Below are 21,961 nucleotides of genomic sequence, written 5' to 3'. Positions count from 1 at the left end.
CTATCTGAACCCAGCCAGTCCACTATTTCTTCAAATAGCTCTCGCGCTTGTGAGAAAAACATGTCTTCATTTGAGATCGATGGTTGCATAGGTCCAAACTTTTCCTGAACTACTGCTGACTTTTTCATATCATAAAAATCGAGAGATAATTAGTGATTGGATTTATTATGGGTTCTGGGAAAGTGAAAAAGAAGGTTGGAAGTATCTTATCCCCTATCTGGTGAAAGGATGGCTTTATAACCTCGACTGGGCACGTAGTCTTTTGGACATTCCAGTTCAGTTTACCTCTACAATAGAAAGCAACTATTTGTTAAGGCTTTTCAAATGGGGTCTACCTCCTTCAGAAAATATGACCGCTGGGACAGACGATCAGTCTCTGCTACTAGAGGAATTAGAAAAACCAACTAATCAGAGATCAGAAGATACTAATCAGAGATCAGAAGATAAAGAGTTGAGAGCGATTGTGCTACTCAAACGGGGTGATTTACTCTTTGAACAGGGAAAATATAATGAGGCTCGGGACAAATACCAGGAATCAAAAAACTACATACCCGATCAAGGGATAACCTTGACACAGAAGTTATTATTCTCAGAGCAAAGAGTAGAAGCTTATATTAAAGACGAGCATAATATCCAAAAACAATTACTGGAAGTTATCAAAAAAATCGATAATAGATTGACACGAGAAGAAAATAAACAGCCAACATCAACCTCAGATAATTTGGAGAAAAATTTAGAAGACCAAGCAAAGCCTATCTTAGAAACTAGTAAAGATGTACCACAACAGCCTTCAGACATAAAGTCTTCCCCACATTCAGATGAACTTCCGCCAAAAAAGTTAAATTATATCCCGATAAAAGCGGTATTTATAGGGTTTAGTGGAGGGGTTTTATCGGGGGTTTTGATTAGTGGTAATGGAAACGTTTTCTTGTGGGTACTTGTGGGGTTTTTATTAGGGATTATCCTTGGTAATGACGAAATTCGTTACGCTTTTAAGGGGCTATATGACCAGATTATAGCCTTTTTCAAATAGGTAAGGTGCGGGAGTAGGTCAATAATCGCCTCATCCCAGGACCTTTTGGTTCACTAGTAGATATTGCCAAAGCAGCCGTTTTTCTGGCGTTGCTGATTCTGGGTATGGTTTTGCCCCCCTAGCCCCCCAATTTTGGGGGGAATAAGACTTTCTTGCGTCCCCCAAGCGAGGGATTGCTCGCTTGGGGGACCCACGGGGGCTTGACCAAAACCAGATGATCGCGTATTCATTCCTTGATTCAGCAACGCCAGAAAAATGGCCTTGCGTCAGTCTTCGCGCTGAATAGGAGTAGAGTGGGCATCCTGCCCGCCCGGCAATAAGCATGAAACTGGCAAGATGCCAGTTCCACGGCTGATGCCCATTCCACAGGTGCGACCCGTAAATTGAAAATGCGATCGCTATTGTGATTACTTGACATTTAAGGCAATTACCACATCTCCTAGAAATTTTTCTGGATTAAGAAGGCAAATAATCTGGAAAAAACGCCTGTTTCATCCGTTCACAATATTGACAGATATTGTTAAATTGAGATACCCGATCAATAATCAGACTCTTGAAAGGAGGTAAAATCATGTTTGCAATATAACCATAAGCCGTTGCATCTAAAGTGGTCGGTCTCTCCCCCATAAAAAATGGTTTATCTGCTAAATAATCAGACAGGGCTTGAAACTCAGCATTAATAATTTGAGAAATTTCCTTCTCGGAGTGACGACCCAGTCCCTGTTGATAAATCTGATTAGAAAGGGAATTTCGCACCTGTTGTAAAAACTGTTACGATTCTGGTGTCGAGCTCCCAGCAAAGTAGAGAGTCGTTAATGTTTGTTTGAATAATTGCCAGTTATCTTCAATGTTATAACGAATATACATCTCTCCCCAATAAGTATTTTCTTTCAGCATCCGCCGAAAAGCTAAGGAGATTGCTTTTTCTGTTGAGGTCAAATCCCGATCAGGATCTATGCCCTCTTTTTCCTTAAGCATCTCGATAATTATGGTGGAGTCACCGATGAGTTCTCCTTTATATTCTATAAACGGAATTTTGCCTTTGGGAGCTTTAGTAAAGTCCTTAGTAATCTCGATATCGTAAGCAATATTAGCTATACGCAGCCAAGTTTCCAATTTAATACAGGGTGGACTAATGCTCGGTAATCCCCATAAAGGTGGTGCCTTATACAAAGTTATCATCACAGTAAATTTGGTTCGATATTACGCTTAAGCAATAACTATTATAAGGGCAAAATAATAATAAATCAATCTAGTCATTATCGAATCAACAACTCGAAGCTAGTCTACATTATTTTTTTGACTTTTTTGCAATTATTTTATTGTTCTTATTCGGTTTGAGCAATTTTTAGGTATTTAATCAAACCTCTGAAACTATTAATATTTAAAGTCAAGGGAAAGCTTGATTGACATGAGATCATAGTTCTCCTTTCATATTTTATTTTTCAACTAACTCACGAACTAGAGAGGCTAAACGCTTTCCACTATCTCTAATCGCAAGACTAGCTGTTTTTTGTTTCATCTCTTCTAACCTAGTTGGAGACTTGAGTAAAGCCAGCACCTCCTGTTCTAACGTTTCGTGAGTCAACTGGTCTTGACGAAATACTAAAGCAGCACCAGAATCCTTAAAGCTAGCTGCATTGAAAGCTTGATGGTCTTCCGCTGCATAAGGGTAGGGAATCAGAATGGCTGGTGTTTCAGTTATCGCTAGCTCGGTTAAGGTTCCGGCACCAGCACGGCTAATGGCTAAGTTTGCCCGTTGCAGTAATGGTGCCATGTGGTCATAAAAGGGCATAGACAGGTACTGAGGATGGCTAAGGGTGTTAGCCTCTGGGTCTTTTTCTCCAGTTAAATGAACAATCCAAGCACCGGCTTCAAACCAGAGGGGAGCACATTGGCGCACTAATTTATTCACTGCCACTGCTCCTTGGGAACCCCCAACCACCACAATCAAGGGTACCTCTGGTGGAATCGGGAGTTCTAGTGCCTGAGTCAGTTGAAAACTATCCCGCACTGGTGTACCAACGGTTACGGTTTTAATCCGGGGTAAGTACTTGGAAGCGGCTTCAAACCCTAGGGCTACGGTATTGCAAAAGGGACTCAGCCACCGGGTTACTTTTCCGGGAATAGCGTTAGATTCATGTATAATGGTAGGTAGACCCTGCAACCGTGCTGCCATAATTGCAGGTCCAGCGATGTAACCCCCAGTGGTGAAGACACCATCAAATTTACCTTCTCTCAGCAGTTGCCGCACTTGCCAAATTGAACTGACCAGGCGGGTAACGATGCGCAGAGTACCAAGACCGAAGCGTTGTTGAAAGCCTTCTACGGCAATGGTGTGCAGGGGATAGTCTGGTGGTAGCAACTCATTTTCGATGCGGTCAGGAACACCAAGCCACTCGATAGTGTAATTGGGTAAGTGTTGGGCTACTGCGAGGGCGGGAAATATATGTCCCCCCGTACCACTGGCGGCAATCAGCAATCGCATGGGTGACTTAGACACGGCTATAGGTCTCCTTGATCAATTGGGTGAGGGGCTTTTGTCTTGGGTTAATGGGAATCGGGAATCGGGAATCGGGAGTCGGGAATCGGGAAGAAAAAAAATACCAATTAAAGTAGGGTGGGCAAAGTCATATACTCTAGAGTACTAAAAAAAATCAAACTGTTTTTGCCCACCCTACAAGCTAGACATAGGTTATCAAACTAGATTTGGTATCATTGGTGAATCCAAGGGATTACCCTTTCTCCAATCACCAATGATCAATTACTAATTACTAGTTACCAGAATTACCAGTTACCAGTTACCAGTTACCAGTTACCAGTTAACGATTACCAATGACCAATCCAGCCACCTTACTGCAACGACTATCCCAATCTTTTACTACTAAAGTCAAGTCTATTTCTTTGGACTGGTCAGTATTTGTACTATTAACGGCAGGGTTGACCCTCGGCTCTCCTCTGAAAGCCCAAGCAGATAGCCCGGAAACCGCACCGCCTCAGCTTAAAGATACCCTCAGCCAAATTGATCGCTTCGCTAATGGCAAGGATGTTGAAGGGTTGCTGGAATTCTATAGCGCTAATTTTACGAATTCCGATGGCTTAAGTCGGGATGTGATGGGAGAAGCGTTGCTTCAATTGTGGCAGCGCTACCCTGTGTTGAATTACCGCACGGAACTGACGGATTGGCAGCAAGAGGGCAACGCGATCGTGGCAGAAACTGTGACTTATATTACTAGTAACCAACAGGATGCTAGTAAGACCAAATTTGAATCGACTTTGCGATCGCGTCAGCGCTTTGAAAACCAAAAAATTGTCTATTCCACCATTTTGGCAGAGCGTTCCCAAATCACATCAGGAGCTAATCCTCCCAAGGTAACCGTGAAGTTACCAGAACAAGTGCGTATTGGTCAGCGATTTAATTTTGATGCCATTGTCCAGGAACCCCTCGGAGATGATTTGCTGCTGGGAGTGGCTATAGAAGAATCAGTCAGGTCACAGCGCTATACTAATCCCACGGAGGTTGACCTGGAATCTTTGGCTGCCGGTGGAATTTTTAAGATTGGCCGAGCCCCACTGTTACCAGAAGACCGCTGGATTTCAGCTATATTAATTCGGGGGGATGGCATGATTATGATTACTCGACGGTTACATGTGGTTGAGTAATTAGGTTTGAAGGGAGTAGGGAGTCGGGAGCGGTGCGACCCGTGGCGAATTTAATTCGCCTACGGAAAGCGCACCGAGGGAGTAGGGAATCGGGAGTAGGGAGTAGGGAGTAGGGAGTAGGGAGTAGGGAGTAGGGAGTAGGGAGTAGGGAGTAGGAAAATAAAACAGCCATGCTTCCCATGAGCTAGTGCATCAAGATAGAATCAAATCTTATTACTATTCCCGATTCCCGATTCCCGATTCCCGTTCCCCTCCTGGGAGGGGTTAGGGGTGGGTTCCGATTCCCGATTCCCGATTCCCTACCTTTACAGATAAATTTTAAACTTGGTGCAAAATCTGAGTATTGTGCAAGGATTTCTAAACTTAAACAAACCAGCAGGTTGGACATCCCACGATTGCGTTGCTAAAGTGCGGCGTCTGCTACGGCTGAAGCGAGTAGGCCATGGCGGGACCCTTGACCCAGCTGCTACCGGGGTTTTACCGATAGCTCTGGGAAAGGCAACCCGACTTTTGCAGTATATGCAGCAGGATAAAGCCTACAAGGCTACGGTGAGACTGGGAGTGAGGACAACTACTGATGATTTGGAAGGAGAGGTGATTGCTACTCAGTCTGCAGCCCAGTTGACTCTGGAGTTGGTCAAGGGTTTGTTGAAACAGTTTGAGGGCAAGATTCAGCAAGTGCCACCAATGTATAGCGCTATTCAGATCAAGGGTAAACGGCTGTATGATTTAGCCAGAGCTGGTGAAGTGGTAGAGGTACCAGAACGAACTGTAGAGGTTGAGAAGATCGAGGTTTTAGATTGGCGTGGGGGGGAATTTCCGGAAATTGATTTAGCGATCGCATGTGGTCCTGGCACCTATATTCGCTCCATAGCCCGGGATTTAGGAGATGCCCTCGAAACCGGTGGTGTGCTAGCCGCTCTGACTCGTACTCGCAGCAGTGGCTTTGATTTAGCCGATAGTCTGACATTAGAAGAATTGACCGAACAGCTGGAACAAAGCCTATTCCAGCCAGTGTCCCCTAGTGTAGGTTTGGGGCACTTACCCTCTGTAACCTTGTCCGCTGATCAAGCCCGTCGCTGGTGTTTGGGACAGCGTATCTCTGGGGATGATACTCTTGAAACTCCCACAATTCCTTTGCAAGTGTATCACGAAGATGGCAGTTTTTTGGGTATTGGTAAGGTGATATCCTCAACCTCTGGGGTATTGCTGGCTCCTCAAATGGTTTTTGTTTGATGGTAGTTGATTGAATCGAACAGGACTTACATAGTAACTAGCTATATCATTAGCTGTTCTAGGTTTAGGTCGTAACCAAAGGAGCGGGGGGCGGATAAAGTAATTCAGGAATTTAGTTGATCTGTATCCCGTTTTTTGTAACCATTGCATTATGCAACGGTTATATTAGAGCGTATTGGGTATGGCAAACACTAAATCTGGCACTGTTCAAGACCTAGTCACAGTTCAGGAAGCTGCTGAAATCTTGGGTGTCTCCTCCGATACCATACGCCGGTGGGAAAAGAAAAAGCTGCTCAGGGCAAAGCGGTCTGAACGAAACTACCGCTTTTTTGATATTGAAGAGTTAAAAAGAATTCAAAGGAAGTATCAAGGGCTAGCTACTGGGGTTGAGTTTCGTGTTCTCAAGAGCAAACCCACTAGCTTCAGAGTAATTGAGTTATTTGCTGGGTGTGGAGGCATGGCACTGGGCTTTGAGAATGCTGGCTTAACCACCAAGCTGTTGGTGGAGATTGATAAAGACTGCGTAAACACTCTGAAGCTGAATAGACCTTCCTGGGAAATCATACCTGAGGATATAGCCAACGTTGATTTTACCAATTACAAAGACAATGTAGATATTGTGGCTGGTGGGGTGCCCTGCCAAGCTTTCAGCTATGCCGGTCTAGGTAAAGGTTTTGACGATACTAGAGGGACGCTCTTTTTTGAGTTTGCACGATGCGTCAAGGAAGTACAGCCAAAAATAGCAGTGCTTGAAAACGTTAGAGGTCTGATCCAACATGACCAAGGCAGAACCTTATCCACCATGCTGCGAACCTTAGAGGATTTAGGCTACAACCCTACCTATAAGTTGCTCAGAGCGCAGTTTCTAGATGTCGCCCAAAAGCGAGAGAGGGTAATTATCATTGCGGTCAGAAAAGACTTAGACCTAAACGCAATATTTCCTAAGGAAAAGGACTACACTATTTCCCTGAGGGAGGTGCTCAAAGATTGCCCTAAATCAATAGGAGCAAAATACCCTCCCCGCAAGAGAGAAATTATGGATTTAATCGAACCAGGAGGTTATTGGCGGAACTTAACAATAGAGCTTCAAAAAGAGTATATGAAAAAGAGTTTCTATCTCGGTGGCGGCAAAACCGGTATGGCTAGGCGGCTTTCTTGGGAAGAACCTTCCCTTACTCTCACCTGTAACCCAGCTCAAAAACAGACAGAGCGGTGTCATCCTGAAGAAACGCGACCGTTGACAGTCAGGGAATATGCACGTATTCAGAGCTTCCCCGATGATTGGGAATTTACCGGTTCTCTATCATCGAGGTACAGACAAATCGGTAATGCGGTCCCTGTTAATTTGGCTTACCGCATTGGAGAATGTCTGATTGCGATGTTGCAAGGGAAATTCGATTCAGAAACGATGGTAATCGAACACAGAGAACAAGACAAAGCTATTCAGTTATCGTTACCAATATAGTTAAAAATGCTGAACCACTTAGTCTGACTAACCTTGGTTTTATTGCTGATATAAAAGGAGCGATAATTGGACTGTAACTCAAAAACGTCCTTCCAAAAAAAATGATATTTTATCCCTTAACTCTTTACCAACTTCTTGAAATATTTCAAGAAGTTCTAAAAAGACATCTTCACCAGCGAATTCCTTCCACAAATCATTTTGAATTAATAATTCATTTTTGACATCACAAACTTTAGCAGTCCAACGTTGATAATCATTAGGGTAATATGGGTTGTAAGGTATGCCAATACAAGTCCTTACATTAGCATCGAGATTTTGGCTAAACCGTAATGCACACCAACGAAGCATTTTTCTTTTGAGTGACCGAAACTCTTTTCGGTTTGGTTTGACAGTAGTTATATCTATATATAGTTCCTCGCCATTCTGCTTGGTAATAAAAACATCTACCCTTTTATCTTGGTCTGCTTGAGGCTCTACTGGCTTAATACTATTCCTAATTAAATTTATTTCATTCGTCTTATCAGGCAGTCTTTCTTCCTTTTCTATTTCTGAGCAAATTTGATCGATGATGGTTTCAGTGTCTCTGTCTATACCTCCCAACAAATCATATTGTGTTTCTACCTGGTACCCAGCACTTTCAGCTAAAATTAGGGCAATTTGTTCGTAGATAGACATCCCGAAAGAGGTATATAGTGAATGCATTCTAGATGCGAGTACTATTTTTTCTTTAGTAAATATTGCTTCAACAAATGGTTTATATTCTGATTCAGAAGCGTATCTGTCGAGCTTTTCATTGATTTTTTTCGTTAGTAGGTTTTTGATTTGTAGCTTAGTGGCTTCCTTCACAGTTGACCCCTATTTATCACACAACGCTTTAACCAGCTTACAATCTCTTCTGACTAGGAATCGAGCACCAATGCACCCTAGAGCGTCTGCTAATGATTAACAATCCAGAGCCTCTCCAGCAAGACCAGGTGACAGCAGTGGTGAGGGTGTTTGCCCTATGCATTTGATCTGAGTGTACTAGTAAATTGATGTATTAGTTATGCTATTAATCGAATTGTTACTTTTAAGTGAAATCCAACCCTGGCAAGGGTTTTGTTGGGCTTCACTACCCCTCCACCGCTTCCTACGTCACATCAATGGTTTTAGGAGTTTTGTCAGCTATCAGCTTATGCGCTACGCGCACGCTACTTGATGTGCTATCAGCTATCAGCCAAAGGCCAAGGCTGATAGCTGACGGCTGAATGCTTACGGAGTTTTGTCAGTCAATAGGATAATTAGTCAACCAAAACCAAATATGATATTAATAATACAGACACACTAATACACTATAGTGTTTGTATTTGAGATGTAAACCTAGGGGGTCTTTTTTTATTATCCAATAAAAGTCCAGATCTCTTTTCGATATTGCCTAGTAAGCATTAAGCTATCAGCTATCAGCTATCAGCTTTTGAATAAAACAGGTCAGCAAAAGTTTAATCTGAGTTATGTCACAGCGTTGAAGCCTGTGCCACAAACTAGAAGCCTGTGCCACAAAGCTGTTCGCGTAGCGTGAGCTTTTAGCTCACGGCTGACTGCTGACTGCTGAATGCTTATATTGCCTTTTTCAGCAATTGTGTTTACAACCCAGATACAAACGCTTTATGACTGTACAAAGCCAAAAACTATCACCGTTGAGACTAATACTAATTGGATCCATATCTTTAGTATTAGTCGCTATTGTTTCCATAGGAGCTACCTTTGCCCTTTCAGGAGAATCATTCATGAAATTTCCAGGAAAACAACCTACCAATATTGGGATTCAGTCCTCAGGGCAATTAGCACCTTGCCCAAATACCCCTAACTGTGTTAGCAGCTATAGCAAAGATGCTGAGCATGGTATTGAACCTTTAGGTTACAACTCTACCCCTACCGAAGCAATGGCTAAGCTTAAAATTGTGATCCAAAACCTAGAACGAACACAAATTATTGAAGAGAAAGACAACTATCTCTACGCACAATTCACTACTCCTTTAATGGGGTTTGTGGATGATGTAGAGTTTTTGTTGGATGACACTGCTAAGGTAATCCATGTTCGCTCCGCCTCCCGTTTAGGAAAATCAGATTTGGGAGTTAATCGGAAACGGGTGGAAACAATCCGAGCGGAATTGAGCTGAGTGAATTAATCCCGTTGGTGGGCAGTGCCTAGCAACGGGATTGACTTGCTTATGTTATCTGTTTCTAGCACTGCCCACCCTACATCTTCAATAAATATAAACCCGTTGGTGGGCAGTGCCTAGCAACGGGATTGACTTGCTTATGTTATCTGTTTCTAGCACTGCCCACCCTACATCTTCAATAAATATAAACCCGTTGGTGGGCAGTGCCTAGCAACGGGATTGACTTGCTTATGTTATCTATTTATAGCACTGCCCACCCTACATAAACTCCCTAAAAAACCAGAACTACTTAATTTAATTGCAAACCGCTGTAGCTTGACATACTCTCTAGGCTTTGATAGTTTGGTTTTGGCGGTTAATTATATAACCAGTGTTGGCATCGAAATACTCCCAAAACTATTTCTGGATATATCCCAAAATATATTTTTTGGCGAAGCCGAATTGGTAATAATTACTGTTAGGTACCCCATGGAAAAAAATGGATAAAATAATCATGAAAAAAATTGCATCTCTTGTGGTTTCGTTATTGTTGGTATGCTTTACCTTGCTTGGTGCTGCATCCCCAGCCAATGCTGGATATCAGGCACGATTTTCTGACTCTGAAACTACAGGACCACGTGTTGAATTGGGTGTAACTGGAAATGCTACAAAGTACATGATTATAGGAGCATACAGCAGTATCAATAATATCGATACTAAGAATCGCCCTCTGAAAATATACTCTACTTCAAAGAATCCAATTACCATTCAGATCACTGAACTTCCTGATGCTTCTACTGCTCCTGATGGTGCAGATTTACAAAGTATTGTAATCGACAATAATACTGGCAAGTTGTACATCACATCGTTCTAATTAGCACTAAGCATGATAGCACTAGGCATTAGTGGAATTTTGATTACCTAGGGTAGGCTATTGCTTACCGTTTGAATCTGAACCCACATTCTTCACTTCGTGAGGAATGTGGGATATATTTTTTTGGTAGATTAACTACTAATTGATGGATATAGCAATTCTACGACTTTGGACTTAACTAAATATAAAAATGCTATCAGGTACAACACATTCACAACAATTAGTAAGCTTTTACCTATCCAAGAGTGAATTATAGAGAAAGTAAAAATTGTTGCTACTAACACCAACAATTTTTCCACTGTGGATACGGTATAACCATGATGCTTGGGGTCCCAGTAAGAGAAAGGACTAATAAAACGATAGTTACTAACAGGAAAAAAGTGCCGGTGAGCATCATCGTTGTGAACTGGTAAATCTAATAAGGAGTGCAGTATCATACTCCAACAAAGAATTTCCCAAAGTTGCCATCCCCAGTAATGGCTGATCATCACTCCACACAGGGCTAGGGGCAGGGAATGAAAGGTAGCAACAAGGTTCTGCCAAAAGGGCAATTCGTAGGTTTGTGACCAAATCTGGGACTCTGGTTGACGACGAATTAATTTTGCCCAGATATAAAGGATAAAAATTGGTGCATCGGGTAAAATAGCACCAATTGTAATCGGTAAAGCTGCCTGAATTTGAGCCTGGTGATTCAAAACAGCAAGGTTAATAATGGCGTGGCTAGGAGTATTCAAGGGTTAGTTTGTTGATGAATTTGGTTGAGAAATATTATATATAAATAATACAATCGGTGATGTAAATTGGTACTCGTTTTTAGGGAGTAGGGAGCAGGGAGTAGGGAGTAGAGAATATGTTCAAAACTACAATACAAACACGCTTATTACACGCAGTGCTATACGGTATAATGATCACTCATTGATTTGCTCTCTGGACTTAGCAACCCATTCTGCCTGATCAGTCAGGGTTAATTACTGTGTTGAATTCAACGTTAAAGTCAAAACGAAATTCAAGGTTAACGTCAAAACCAAATAACCGTAAGCATTCCAACTCTCCCCTCCAGCGGCTGATTGGTTACGCTCAGCCCCATCGTTCCCTAATCTGGAAAGCGATCGCATGCTCAATCCTCAACAAAATCTTTGACCTAGCCCCTCCGGTCTTGATCGGGATGGCAGTGGATGTGGTGGTCAAACAACAAGATTCCTTGATTGCCCATCTAGGAGTAACGGATATCTTTAGCCAACTGGTATTGCTGGCATTCCTGAGCTTTATTGTTTGGGGATTGGAATCTGCCTTTCAATATGCTTACGAACGATTGTGGCGGAATCTGGCTCAAACCATTCAACACGAATTGCGCCTAGATGCTTACTCTCATCTGCAATCCTTGGAACTAGCGTATTTTGAAGATAGTAGTACAGGGGGATTGATGTCTATCCTGAGTGATGATATCAACCAACTAGAACGCTTTCTGGATATTGGTGCCAACGAAATTCTCCAGATATCCACAACCATTATTATTGTCAGTGCGGGCTTCTTTATCCTGGCTCCCAATGTGGCATGGATAACTGTGATCCCTATCCCCTTTATCCTCTGGGGTTCGATTACCTTTCAACGTCTGCTTGCTCCTCGTTATGCAGCAGTGCGGGAAAAGGTAGGGTTACTCAATGGACAGTTAGCGAATAATCTAACTGGGATTACTACCATTAAAAGCTTTACAGCGGAAGAGTATGAAACTAAGCGGATTGAGAGACAAAGTCTAGGGTATCAGTACACTAACCAGAAAGCGATCGCATTTTCTGCTGCCTTTGTCCCTTTGATTCGGATGTTAATCCTATTTGGGTTTACCGGAATTCTGCTCTACGGTGGTAAGTCCGCAGCAGCCGGGGAACTAGCTGTAGGCACCTACAGTGTCTTAGTGTTCATGACTCAGCGCTTGCTGTGGCCATTAACTCGACTGGGTAACACCCTCGATCAGTATCAACGAGCCATGGCATCCACCACTAGGGTAATGAATCTGCTGGATACCCCAATTGCCATGCACTCTGGCGATACACCATTGCCTAGGTCCGAGGTTAAGGGGGAATTGGTATTAAATAATGTTACATTTGCCTACCGTGATCGCCCCCCTGTGGTAGAAAATCTCTCCCTCCACATTCCAGCCACTGAGACTATCGCGATAGTAGGTTCCACAGGGTCTGGTAAAAGTACCTTAGTGAAACTGTTATTAAGACTATACGAAATCCAAGCAGGTTCGATAACCCTTGATGGAATTGACATCAGACAGCTCAAGCTCAAAGACTTACGCCATGCCATTGGTCTAGTTAGCCAGGATGTATTTTTATTCCACGGCACCGTAGAAGAGAATATCACCTACGGCACGTTTGATGCCACCACCGAGGAAATAGTTGCTGCCGCTAAGACCGCAGAAGCTCATGAATTTATCATGGATCTGCCCCAAGGCTATGACACCATTGTGGGAGAGCGGGGTCAGAAACTATCTGGAGGACAACAGCAACGAATTGCGATCGCACGAGCACTATTGAAAGACCCCCCAATCTTGATTCTAGATGAAGCCACCTCCGCTGTTGATAATGAAACCGAAGCCGCCATTCAGCGCTCCCTAGAAAAGATTACCCAAAATCGCACAACCATTGCGATCGCTCATCGGTTGTCCACAGTCCGCAATGCTGATTGTATTTATGTCATCGACCAAGGCAAATTAGTAGAGCAAGGACGACATGAAAAGTTGTTAGAGCAACAGGGAATTTATGCCATGCTGTGGCGGGTGCAGTCTGGAGTGAAGAAATAGGAGTGTGGGGAGTGTGGGAAGTTAAAAGGGAATAGGGAACAGGGAACAGGGAATAGGGAACAGAGAATAGGTAACAGAGAATAGAAAATAGGGAAAAAATCCTGTGTACCTCATTTCTATCAAAACCGCTATATAACCTTAAACTTGCTAACCTTAAACCTGCTAACCTTAAACTTGCTAACCTTCAACCTTCTAACCTTAAACCTTCAACCTTCAACCTTCTAACCTTCAACTTTCAACCTTCTAACCTGCTAACCTTCAACTTTCAACCTTCTAACCTGCTAACCTTCAACCTGCTAACCTTCAACCTGCTAACCTTCAACCTTCTAACCTTCAACTTTCAACCTTCAACATCCTAACCTTCAACATCCTAACCTTCAACCTGCTAACCTTCAACCTTCTAACCTTCAACTTTCAACCTTCAACCTGCTAACCTGCTAACCAAAAAAAATAGCCGTAGAAATTATTTCCACGGCTGGCGGAAATCCACAGTAAGTCGATTTCACTACTTATGTTATGTGACTTTGTTCCATGACCAGTCCAATCCTTATCCTACTTGATTAGACCTGGTCTTATAGCTAGGGGGAAAACCCCCCAGCTGCTTAAAATCTTAATCCAGAATTAGGTACCTGGTCAAAGTACTAATCACTTCTCCAGGAATGCCACTCGGCTCAAGAGGAGTCCACTCATAAAGTTGTGCGTAGCCCTGGGTATACAGGGAATAGATAGTATTCATTACTGCCTTACGGGAGCCCTTAAGCCTGTGCTCAACCGGTTCTTTCTTCCCGAAAAAAATCTGAGAAGTATTCCCCGGAATTAGATACTCTGGATTATTGTCAGGATTCGGAACAAAGTCTGTAAACCTGATTAACAACTTGAATTCGTTTGCATATTATAATCATAATTATTATAATTATTTTTGTCAAGAGGTTTTATATTTGTTTTTAATAAAATAGGTATAAAAGTGTCATAATATTATAATATTGTGAGGAAATTTTGAAGTATGGTTATAGGAAATAAATAAGAAGAGTGTGGGGAGAGGTAAAAACTTTTTTAAGAGGTAATAAATATTAAGATAGCCTCTGAAATAGCCGCTACGCTATCGCTTTTTTTACTTTACTTTTACCTAGATTAATTATCAATTATACCCTTAATAAAAATCTGCCCATCTCCCTATCTCCTGATCTCCCTATCTCCTGATCTCCCTATCTCCTTATCTCCTTATCTCCTGATCTCCTTATCTCCCCATCTCCCCTTTTTTTATAAATATGAGATGCACCCTTATTAAGCCTAGTTATACTGATTGCGTCCAGCCATCACACCACCATCTACATCCCAGACCGCGCCAGTCACCCAACTGGCTTTCTCAGAAAGTAGATAAACCACAGCTTCAGCAATATCTGTAGGTTTTCCTACTCTGCCAATGGGATGGAAACTATTGAATCCTTCTAGGGCAGAATGGACTTGTTCTTTGGGGATGAAACCTTGGTAAATGGGAGTTTCTACTACTGCCGGAGATACCGCATTAACTCGAATATTATAGTTGGCTAGTTCCATTGCTAAATGTTGGGTTAGGGAATGTAAACCAGCTTTAGCCATAGAATAGGCAGAAGACGGAGTAGCTTCTATCGCTTGTTTCGCCCACATCGAGCCAATATTAACGATCGCACCAGCCTTGCCATTCTTAATCATATTTTTGACAATCCCCTGAGTGATGAAAAAGGTTCCTTTATTAATATCCAAATAGAGGTCATAATCCTTTTCTTCATACTCAATGAACGGTTTAGGGAGAAACACTCCTGCTGCATTGACTAGTAATGTGGCATCACTATGATTGACATTTAAACGATCAATTAAAGCATTTCTCATCTCTGGATCAGAGATATTAGCTAACTCACCAACTACCGTTCCATAGTGACTAAGTTCCGTTACTGCTTCTTCCAGTTTAGGCTGACGTGAGCCAATTAAAACCGCAGCACCACCCTGCTGAAGAATTAATTGAGCAACCGCTTTACCCATACCACTGGTGCCACCAACAACAATGATTTTTTGTCCCGCAAATGCTTGTGTCATGATTATCTCCTTAATTGATTGATTTTATTTTAGTTACCTACTAGAAGGTAGATATTGGAATAAAAAAAATTATTCCTTGATTAGCTGTCAGCGGTCAGCGGTCAGCGGTCAGCCTTCAGCGGTCAGCCTTCAGCCTTCAGCCTTCAGCCGTCAGCTTATTTTATTCAACAGTAAGTACCGTGGAATAGGCTTCGACGCTGTGACCCATAGCCCATTAGCTGATAGCTGATAGCTGACCGCTGATAGCTGATAGCACCTCAAGTAGCGCTTAAGCTAATTGCTGACCGCTGATAGCTTCTCTTCCAGACATGCACCAGTAATCTGATCAAAAGCAGCACTACTATCTTCCGCTACCCGGGCTAATAATTGCGCTCCTTGTAACATGGAAAGTAGCATTTTTGCTTCTACTTCCACCGATTGGCTACACTGCCAAGCCTGGGTTTCACAGCCACGGTGCAATAGTTTAGCTAACCAAGATTCAGTGACAGAAAAGAAACTTCTGATCTCTGCTTGGATTTCGGAATTTAAAACACTCAAATCTGCTGTCAACATTCCACACAAACAAATTTTATTGTCTTGCAAACCATCTCGGTAGAGATTCACAAACTCTCTCAATTGTGCTTGAGGTGTTGTTTGTTGTTGCTCAATCTCAACACATTTCCGTGCGAAGTTTTTTTGGTATCGTTTTACTAATTCCTTTACCAAATCATCTTTAGAAGGAAAATGGTAATGGATACTAGCCTTACGGATACCTATTTCTTTGGAAATGTCGGCGTAACTAAAGGCGCTGTAGCCTCGGTTGCGCACCATTGATTGAGCTACGTCTAGGATTTGTTGAGCAGTTTTCTGTTTCATGACTTTATACTACCTACTACTAGGTAGATTTGTCAAGTACTTTTTTGGAAAGGGAGTAGGGAGTAGGGAAGTTAGAATTTAGAATTTAGAATTTAGAATCGGGAGTCGGGAGTCGGGAGTCGGGAATCGGGAATCGGGGTAAGACACTTGACTGTACTTCCTGTACCTCATAACTATGATAAACACTATCAAAATCTTTCCTATCTCCCCATCTTCCCATCTCCCCATCTCCCCATCTCCCCATCTCCCCACACTCTTCCCTATTCAACACTCCTGGGATTAAATATTCTCAGACCTCATAGTTTTTGGGACTTGAACTGCCAGGGCTAAGGCTCTTACTCCCATATAACAACACATAGCCAGCCATAAGATTTGACTACTGTGGAACCACCAAGATGCTACAGCTACAGGGAGAAAACCAACAAGACTACCGGTTACAACACCTTTGCGAAGCAGAGCTCCTTCAGTTAAGCCCAAAAAATACCCATCTAACATAAAAGCCATAGAACTCAGTCCTAGAAAGGGAAGTAGCCACAGAAGATAATGGTGAAGTTCGTCAATTACCTCTCCATGATTGGTCATCAACCCAAACAGAGGATCTGGCAGGAGGACAAATAAGGAAGCTATGGTTAGTCCTATGCCGAGGCTGCTTGCTCCAGATAGGCGCAACAGAGAAGGAAATTTGTTGGTCAAGCCTTGACCGCGAAAGTTCCCTGCTATACTTTCCGTCGCAAAGGATAATCCTTCAATAAAGTAGAAGGTCACGATCATCACCTGCAACAGTAAAGTATTGATAGCTAGCACCATCGTGCCCAAATAAGCACTCAAATCAGTAAAGGCAGCAATGGTGATGGTTGAAGCAATAGAGCGTATCCAGATATTTCCATTCAACTTAAAAGTCGATTTTATGGCCTCTAGGTCGAAAATCCTGTCTACTAGCGCTAGCATTTGAGGATAGCCATTTTCTGTAGCTATGAAAATCATGCCCATAAGTAACATCAGATACTGGCCAGCCGCCGTAGCAAATCCAGCCCCTGCACTTGCCCAGCCCCAACGGATAATCAGCAGGTAATCCAGTATAATATTCGCTCCATTGCCAATAGCTGACAAAACCAATACTTTGGTGCTCTTTTCCCGGCCTAGAAACCACCCGATTAAGACCAAGTTGAGTAGGGTTGCAGGCGCTCCCCAAATCCGAGCATTAAAGTAATCTTGTCCAGCAGCTTTAACCTCAGGTGCAGCGCTGAGTAGGCTAAAGCCAATTTCTCTAAGGGGATATTGCAACAAGATAATGAGTAGTCCGAGGGTTAAAGCAATTAAACCATTACGTAGAAGTACTAACGTAATTCCATCTTGGTCAAAGCGTCCTTCCGCTTGAGCCGTTGGGCCGGTAGTTCCCATCCGCAGAAAGTTACAGTTGCGATACACCAAGTTGAAGATAACTGTAGCTAGAGCAACCCCAGCTAAATAGTTAATATCTGCTAAGTGTCCCAAAAATGCGGTATCTACTAACCCTGCTAAGGGAATCGCGATGTTGGAGAGGATATTGACAGTAGCTAATCGCAGAAAGCGAAGATGAAACGTTTCCGTATTGTCTTTGGACATAAGGGGTCTTAATTACCAAAATCTAGCCAAAATTGTTGACTGTAAAATTTTCTTTTATTCTCACCATAAACAATTTTTGGCTGATCGTGTGTATTTTTGTTTACAATATGCTATATTTGGAGTGGATGCTAATCACAAAAGTTGCTAGTTATAGCAAAACTTTGTATCTCTTGATACCAAGAATCTATAAGTTAGTATAAACCCATACTAATTTGTGGGCTTTTGGATCCATTTTGAGATGTTTTTTGATAGCTCTGAAGTTAGCTGATCGATAGGATTATTAGGTGATTGTAAAAATGGAACATTCTCATCTCACTATCATCTTACCCGATGGTTCATCTCACCCTATTCCCATATACTTGACCAAGACAGGACAAACACTAATCTGTGGGAAAACAGTAGCAAAAACTACAGGCTATCAAATTTACGATTCCGAACTCAGGCACACAACTACTGAATTAGCCAGTCTAAGTTATTTAGATGCCGGAGCTCTAGAATTATACTACCGGGGGATTCCGATCCAATTAGTAGTCGATAATTGCGATTACTTAGATACCATTATTTTGTTATATGAATCACATCTCCCCAGCCAAGAGGAAAAACAATGGTTTAAGGAGCAACTGGCCAAAAACTCTCTTCTGGATCAGAAAATTATTAAGGGACTCAAGAGTGTAATCTCTTCCTTTTCTCCCCATGCTAATCCCGTCGCTATTCTAAGTTCTGGATTATCCTATCTTTCCGGAGAATGTTCTTTGCCTTTACGGAATCAAGGCGAACAGTTGGAAGCAATATTGAAGGCTCTTGCCATAACTCCTATTCTGGTAGGGATGATCCTACAACATGTCAAACAGCAGCCTTTGGTATTGCCCCAAGACGTTGGCTGTTATGGACAAAATTATGATTATATCAATAATCTCCTGGGGATGATCTGCGGTTTCGGTAAAGTAACCGATGAGCAACGCTCTTTGATGGATACACTGATGGTGTTGCATGCAGACGCTGGCTTGAGTCCTTCAACATTTGCTGCTAAACAAAATATTAGCAATGGTACGGGAATGTGGAGAAGTTTAATCTCCGCCTTAAACGCCTTGTCTGGAGACAAACATGGCGGTGCTAATTTCAGGGTCTTGCAGATGTTTCAGGAAATTGCTGCTGCTGATGGAGACCTAGAAGAGAATATCAGAAATTATATCCAGCAATCCCTGGATAAAAAACAGAAAATCCCTGGGTTAGGCCATATTGAATTCAAAGGGATAGACCCTAGAGCCAGAATTCTCAGCAAAATCTGCAACCAAATGGTTGAAGAAGGAAAGGGAGATACTTTCATGCATATTGCGAGGGAAATGCATAAGCAAATAGATACTATTCCTTACTTCGATAAGATTAAACCAAACGTAGATTTTTATTCTGGTGTTTTATGGAAAAACCTAGGAATTCCTGATCAACTGATGACAGTTATGTTCTATTGCAGTCGCATTGCTGGCTACATTGCTAATATTTGCCTAGCTACCGAAAAATCTACTATTGTTTTCCCTAATCAAGCTTATGTAGGAAAAACAAATTTATTCTTTAATGATGTTGAGCCAAGCACTTCAGGAGTGATTCCCTTATTCCCTGCTCTTAAGCATTCAGCCGTGAGCTAAAAGCTCACGCTACGCGAACAGCTGTCAGCCGTCAGCCTAATCCTTAAAATAAACCCGGGAGTAAATGTAGGCTGGGCAGTGCATGACACCGATTCATTTGTTTGCGATCGCTTTTAGCGGCTCCTACGGAGCATCGCGTAGCGTGACCTACGGTCAATCGCCTTACTAAGCACTGCCCACCAACGGACTAGTTGATGTCGGTGAGCAGAAACACCTCCAGACGTGATTTACCGTAATGTTAAGAATTAATACAGCAATAGCAACACTTAGTGATACAAGTAGTATAATATCTCTACTTTAGATTTATGCTATTACTAAACCTCAAATTGCCATTAAGATTCCTCCAACCCTTCTCCCATAACTCAATAGCTGCTAGGTTGAGCAAACTGGCAGGTCAAAGACTGATGTGATTGTTGATGCGATCGCTAATTACCTTGACTGTGCTGAAAACATTCCCATCATTCAGACAATGGCTGAATTTGAGAGGAGGTTGGTGGAACGGGAGGCTGAAATTAGAGGGAAATCAGACGTCAAGTCAGCTTATGCCAGAAGAAACTCCTAAGACTAACTCTGCTATATCAAAGTTAGAGTCTGCTATTCAACGTTATACTCATGCACTTACTACACTTGAAGACGCTAGCTCGTCAGGGAGCATCCCATTTTGGCAAATATATCTTTTTAAGTGGGCGGTAGAATCACGATCATACAGCTTAATGCGGTATGTTTCTTCCAAAGTGGGATCCTTCCGCTCGCCATCAAAAGAAATAGTTCTAGAAGTTTTGACTGCTCGTGATACGGTTCAAGCAGAATTAAGCAATCAATCACAGATTCCTACAGGAAGCTTGATTAAGGTTAACGATCTAGATAACCGATTAAAGCAAGAGACTAATAAGATTACCACAGTAGTAGATCTAACTGAATGGCATTCTATTTTCAACCCTAACGTAGAGGCTTGGTGGTGGTTTCTTGAACCTCCAAAGCATCGATGGGATTATCTGGATTGGCTATGGAAAATACTGACAATTGTATTTCTCATATTGTCTTTTAGTTTAACGGTAGATATTTCGGAACACTTTCTGAGTGGTGGAGCACCAGATACCTTAGAGGTTTTTGTTACTGCTAGTGAGGGCGTCCTAACACTACTGGTTGGTAGAACCGCTTTCACAAAAACTGGACAGGAGTTAATCAAAAATGCTCTTACCCGTTTGAATATTCCTAACTATTTTTGGCAAGAAGTAATTTGTGGTATTGCCTTCAGTCTTTTCCTCATTTGTGTTATAGTTTATTTTTTGTTACCTAAGATTGCCGATTTTTACAACCATCTTGGTGATCAAGACATTCAACATAATCATCCGAAATTTGCTGCCGCCATATCAGACTACAAACGAGCAGTCGCCCTGAATCCTGACTACGCTGAATCTCATTATCACTTAGGAACAATTTATGAGGAACTACAAGAAAATCAAAAGGCTTTATCTCAATACAAAATTGCTGTGAAAGATAACTTCATTCCTGCTTATAATAAGTTAGGAAGAATGTATATTATCGATCAAAAATATGCTCAGGCTAGTTTTTGGTTACGAAGAGGTCTAGACCTAATTAATGAGGAGACTGAAAATGATAAAGACAATGATAAAGAAGTGAAATACAATTTGCTGACAAACCTGGGGTGGGCTATGCTAGAACAAAAGTACTATGATGAGGCAAAATATAATCTCGAGAATGCTAAGAAGTTATATAATAACAAGGCACCAGCTTACTGTTTGCTAGCCCAGGTATTAGAAGCTGAAAAAAACGAAGCAGATGAAAAAAATACGGAAACAAAAAACACGGAAATAATTAATAATTGGGGATATTGCTATGAGTATGCCAATACTAATAATATAGATGAAAACAAATGGTTTTATCAAGCTAGACAGCACTTAAAAACTCCGTTAAATGGTTCTTCAGTACCTGCTATGCTAAATTTCCAGTTAAAAAACTCATAAAGCTTACTGTAAAAGGGAAATGAGGCTATTCAACTAACAAAATTTTCTGAATACTGCCTCTTTCCACTGCTCCGTTCGCGCAGCGTGGCCAACGGCCTCACGCGCCCCGCGTGGCCTACGGCCTCAGTCCCTGCTCCCTGCTCCCTTGGCCACAGTAAATCTATCATTTAGATGTAGGGTGGTCAGTGTATCACACAGAGTCATTTGCTTGCCATCGGGTTGGTACACACTGCCCACCTTACGATTGACAGTAATCGGTAACTCACCACTGATAACTAGTTCATGTCGGTGGGCAGTGCATCACACCGATTCATTTGTTTGCGATCGCTTTTAGCGGCTCCTACGGAGCATCGCGTAGCGTGACCTACGGTCAATCGCCTGACTAAGCACTGCCCACCAACGGACTAGTTGATGTCGGTGAGCAGAAACACCTCCAGACGGGATTAACTGTGATGTTAAGAATTAATACAGCAATAGCAACACTTAGTGATACAAGTAGTATAATATCTCTACTTTAGATTTATGCTATTACTAAACCTCAAATTGCCATTAAGATTCCTCCAACCCTTCTCCCATAAC

General features: G+C 42.2%; 23 protein-coding genes. 11 read left to right on the top strand and 12 right to left on the bottom strand.

Going from position 1 to position 21,961, the window contains the following annotated elements; translation table 11 throughout:
- Positions 1–220 precede the first annotated feature (220 nt).
- On the top strand, positions 221–1,033 hold the full coding sequence (locus tag F6K37_RS11205; protein ID WP_287250189.1) for a tetratricopeptide repeat protein: 813 nt from the start codon (positions 221–223) through the stop codon (positions 1,031–1,033).
- A 238-nt stretch (positions 1,034–1,271) separates the two neighbouring features.
- On the opposite strand, the gene F6K37_RS11200 is transcribed toward F6K37_RS11205, so the two are convergent.
- The 4 genes from F6K37_RS11200 to murG all read right to left on the bottom strand — a co-directional run bounded on the left by F6K37_RS11200 (position 1,272) and on the right by murG (position 3,521).
- Positions 1,272–1,451: a hypothetical protein gene (locus F6K37_RS11200; protein WP_287250187.1), complete on the bottom strand. Its 180-nt coding sequence runs from the start codon at positions 1,449–1,451 to the stop codon at positions 1,272–1,274.
- A gap of 38 nt (positions 1,452–1,489) precedes the next feature.
- Positions 1,490–1,789: a glutathione S-transferase C-terminal domain-containing protein gene (locus F6K37_RS11195; protein WP_008190105.1), complete on the bottom strand. Its 300-nt coding sequence runs from the start codon at positions 1,787–1,789 to the stop codon at positions 1,490–1,492.
- 15 nt (positions 1,790–1,804) lie between these two features.
- Positions 1,805–2,215: a Tom37 metaxin N-terminal-like domain-containing protein gene (locus F6K37_RS11190; protein WP_008190102.1), complete on the bottom strand. Its 411-nt coding sequence runs from the start codon at positions 2,213–2,215 to the stop codon at positions 1,805–1,807.
- Between the two features lie 256 nt (positions 2,216–2,471).
- Positions 2,472–3,521 (bottom strand): undecaprenyldiphospho-muramoylpentapeptide beta-N-acetylglucosaminyltransferase, encoded by a 1,050-nt coding sequence (gene murG, locus F6K37_RS11185; protein ID WP_287250194.1) that lies wholly within the window; start codon positions 3,519–3,521, stop codon positions 2,472–2,474.
- A gap of 347 nt (positions 3,522–3,868) precedes the next feature.
- On the opposite strand from murG, the gene F6K37_RS11180 reads away from it, so the two are divergent.
- Positions 3,869–4,696 (top strand): nuclear transport factor 2 family protein, encoded by an 828-nt coding sequence (locus F6K37_RS11180; protein ID WP_287250185.1) that lies wholly within the window; start codon positions 3,869–3,871, stop codon positions 4,694–4,696.
- Here the strand turns inward: F6K37_RS11180 and F6K37_RS11175 are convergent.
- Complete coding sequence (locus F6K37_RS11175; protein ID WP_131826871.1) at positions 4,668–4,868, bottom strand: hypothetical protein; 201 nt, start codon at positions 4,866–4,868, stop codon at positions 4,668–4,670. The genes F6K37_RS11180 and F6K37_RS11175 overlap by 29 nt on opposite strands.
- A gap of 173 nt (positions 4,869–5,041) precedes the next feature.
- On the opposite strand from F6K37_RS11175, the gene truB reads away from it, so the two are divergent.
- Together truB and dcm are read left to right on the top strand one after the other, a co-directional pair.
- Positions 5,042–5,932, top strand: coding sequence for a tRNA pseudouridine(55) synthase TruB (gene truB / locus F6K37_RS11170; RefSeq protein WP_044495314.1), 891 nt, complete (start codon positions 5,042–5,044; stop codon positions 5,930–5,932).
- Between the two features lie 181 nt (positions 5,933–6,113).
- Positions 6,114–7,397 (top strand): DNA (cytosine-5-)-methyltransferase, encoded by a 1,284-nt coding sequence (dcm, locus tag F6K37_RS11165; protein ID WP_287250182.1) that lies wholly within the window; start codon positions 6,114–6,116, stop codon positions 7,395–7,397.
- A gap of 78 nt (positions 7,398–7,475) precedes the next feature.
- Here dcm and F6K37_RS11160 read toward each other — a convergent pair whose 3' ends face one another.
- Positions 7,476–8,243 (bottom strand): TdeIII family type II restriction endonuclease, encoded by a 768-nt coding sequence (locus F6K37_RS11160; RefSeq protein WP_287250181.1) that lies wholly within the window; start codon positions 8,241–8,243, stop codon positions 7,476–7,478.
- Between the two features lie 227 nt (positions 8,244–8,470).
- Here F6K37_RS11160 and F6K37_RS11155 point away from each other — a divergent pair, with 227 nt between their 5' ends.
- From F6K37_RS11155 to F6K37_RS11145, 3 genes are all read left to right on the top strand, one after another.
- A complete protein-coding gene (locus tag F6K37_RS11155) occupies positions 8,471–8,644 on the top strand; it encodes a hypothetical protein (RefSeq protein ID WP_287250179.1) in 174 nt (57 codons plus the stop codon).
- 519 nt (positions 8,645–9,163) lie between these two features.
- Positions 9,164–9,556: a DUF1499 domain-containing protein gene (locus F6K37_RS11150; protein ID WP_353837988.1), complete on the top strand. Its 393-nt coding sequence runs from the start codon at positions 9,164–9,166 to the stop codon at positions 9,554–9,556.
- A 496-nt stretch (positions 9,557–10,052) separates the two neighbouring features.
- Positions 10,053–10,412: a hypothetical protein gene (locus F6K37_RS11145; protein ID WP_287250176.1), complete on the top strand. Its 360-nt coding sequence runs from the start codon at positions 10,053–10,055 to the stop codon at positions 10,410–10,412.
- Positions 10,413–10,543: 131 nt separating this feature from the next.
- Here F6K37_RS11145 and F6K37_RS11140 read toward each other — a convergent pair whose 3' ends face one another.
- Positions 10,544–11,146, bottom strand: coding sequence for a hypothetical protein (locus F6K37_RS11140; protein ID WP_008190084.1), 603 nt, complete (start codon positions 11,144–11,146; stop codon positions 10,544–10,546).
- A 242-nt stretch (positions 11,147–11,388) separates the two neighbouring features.
- Here F6K37_RS11140 and F6K37_RS11135 point away from each other — a divergent pair, with 242 nt between their 5' ends.
- The gene (locus F6K37_RS11135; protein WP_502887735.1) at positions 11,389–13,218 is read left to right on the top strand and encodes an ABC transporter ATP-binding protein; all 1,830 of its coding nucleotides are present in this window, start codon (positions 11,389–11,391) and stop codon (positions 13,216–13,218) included.
- A gap of 610 nt (positions 13,219–13,828) precedes the next feature.
- Here the strand turns inward: F6K37_RS11135 and F6K37_RS11130 are convergent.
- Together F6K37_RS11130 and F6K37_RS11125 are read right to left on the bottom strand one after the other, a co-directional pair.
- Positions 13,829–14,092, bottom strand: a complete 264-nt coding sequence (locus F6K37_RS11130; RefSeq protein WP_008190074.1) for a hypothetical protein — start codon at positions 14,090–14,092, stop codon at positions 13,829–13,831.
- A 416-nt stretch (positions 14,093–14,508) separates the two neighbouring features.
- The gene (locus tag F6K37_RS11125) at positions 14,509–15,291 is read right to left on the bottom strand and encodes an SDR family NAD(P)-dependent oxidoreductase (protein ID WP_287250173.1); all 783 of its coding nucleotides are present in this window, start codon (positions 15,289–15,291) and stop codon (positions 14,509–14,511) included.
- 76 nt (positions 15,292–15,367) lie between these two features.
- Between F6K37_RS11125 and F6K37_RS11120 the strand changes: the two genes are divergently transcribed.
- Positions 15,368–15,520 carry a hypothetical protein gene (locus F6K37_RS11120; RefSeq protein WP_287250171.1) on the top strand — a complete coding sequence of 51 codons (153 nt, stop codon included), beginning with the start codon at positions 15,368–15,370 and terminating at the stop codon, positions 15,518–15,520.
- 44 nt (positions 15,521–15,564) lie between these two features.
- Here the strand turns inward: F6K37_RS11120 and F6K37_RS11115 are convergent, their stop codons facing one another.
- The 3 genes from F6K37_RS11115 to gntT form a co-directional block, all read right to left on the bottom strand.
- On the bottom strand, positions 15,565–16,146 hold the full coding sequence (locus F6K37_RS11115) for a TetR/AcrR family transcriptional regulator (protein ID WP_287250169.1): 582 nt from the start codon (positions 16,144–16,146) through the stop codon (positions 15,565–15,567).
- 85 nt (positions 16,147–16,231) lie between these two features.
- Positions 16,232–16,390: a hypothetical protein gene (locus F6K37_RS11110; protein WP_165691801.1), complete on the bottom strand. Its 159-nt coding sequence runs from the start codon at positions 16,388–16,390 to the stop codon at positions 16,232–16,234.
- Between the two features lie 35 nt (positions 16,391–16,425).
- On the bottom strand, positions 16,426–17,751 hold the full coding sequence (gene gntT, locus F6K37_RS11105) for a guanitoxin biosynthesis MATE family efflux transporter GntT (RefSeq protein WP_287250167.1): 1,326 nt from the start codon (positions 17,749–17,751) through the stop codon (positions 16,426–16,428).
- A 296-nt stretch (positions 17,752–18,047) separates the two neighbouring features.
- On the opposite strand from gntT, the gene F6K37_RS11100 reads away from it, so the two are divergent.
- Positions 18,048–19,394: a citrate/2-methylcitrate synthase gene (locus tag F6K37_RS11100; RefSeq protein ID WP_287250165.1), complete on the top strand. Its 1,347-nt coding sequence runs from the start codon at positions 18,048–18,050 to the stop codon at positions 19,392–19,394.
- A gap of 542 nt (positions 19,395–19,936) precedes the next feature.
- Complete coding sequence (locus tag F6K37_RS11095; RefSeq protein WP_287250163.1) at positions 19,937–21,382, top strand: tetratricopeptide repeat protein; 1,446 nt, start codon at positions 19,937–19,939, stop codon at positions 21,380–21,382.
- The last annotated feature ends 579 nt before the right edge of the window (positions 21,383–21,961 follow it).

This window comes from Moorena sp. SIO4E2, assembly GCF_010671945.1.
Classification (GTDB): Bacteria; Cyanobacteriota; Cyanobacteriia; order Cyanobacteriales; family Coleofasciculaceae; genus Moorena; species Moorena producens.
The sequence above is the reverse complement of the archived record's forward strand: the minus strand, read 5'-3'. Positions and strand labels throughout refer to the sequence as shown.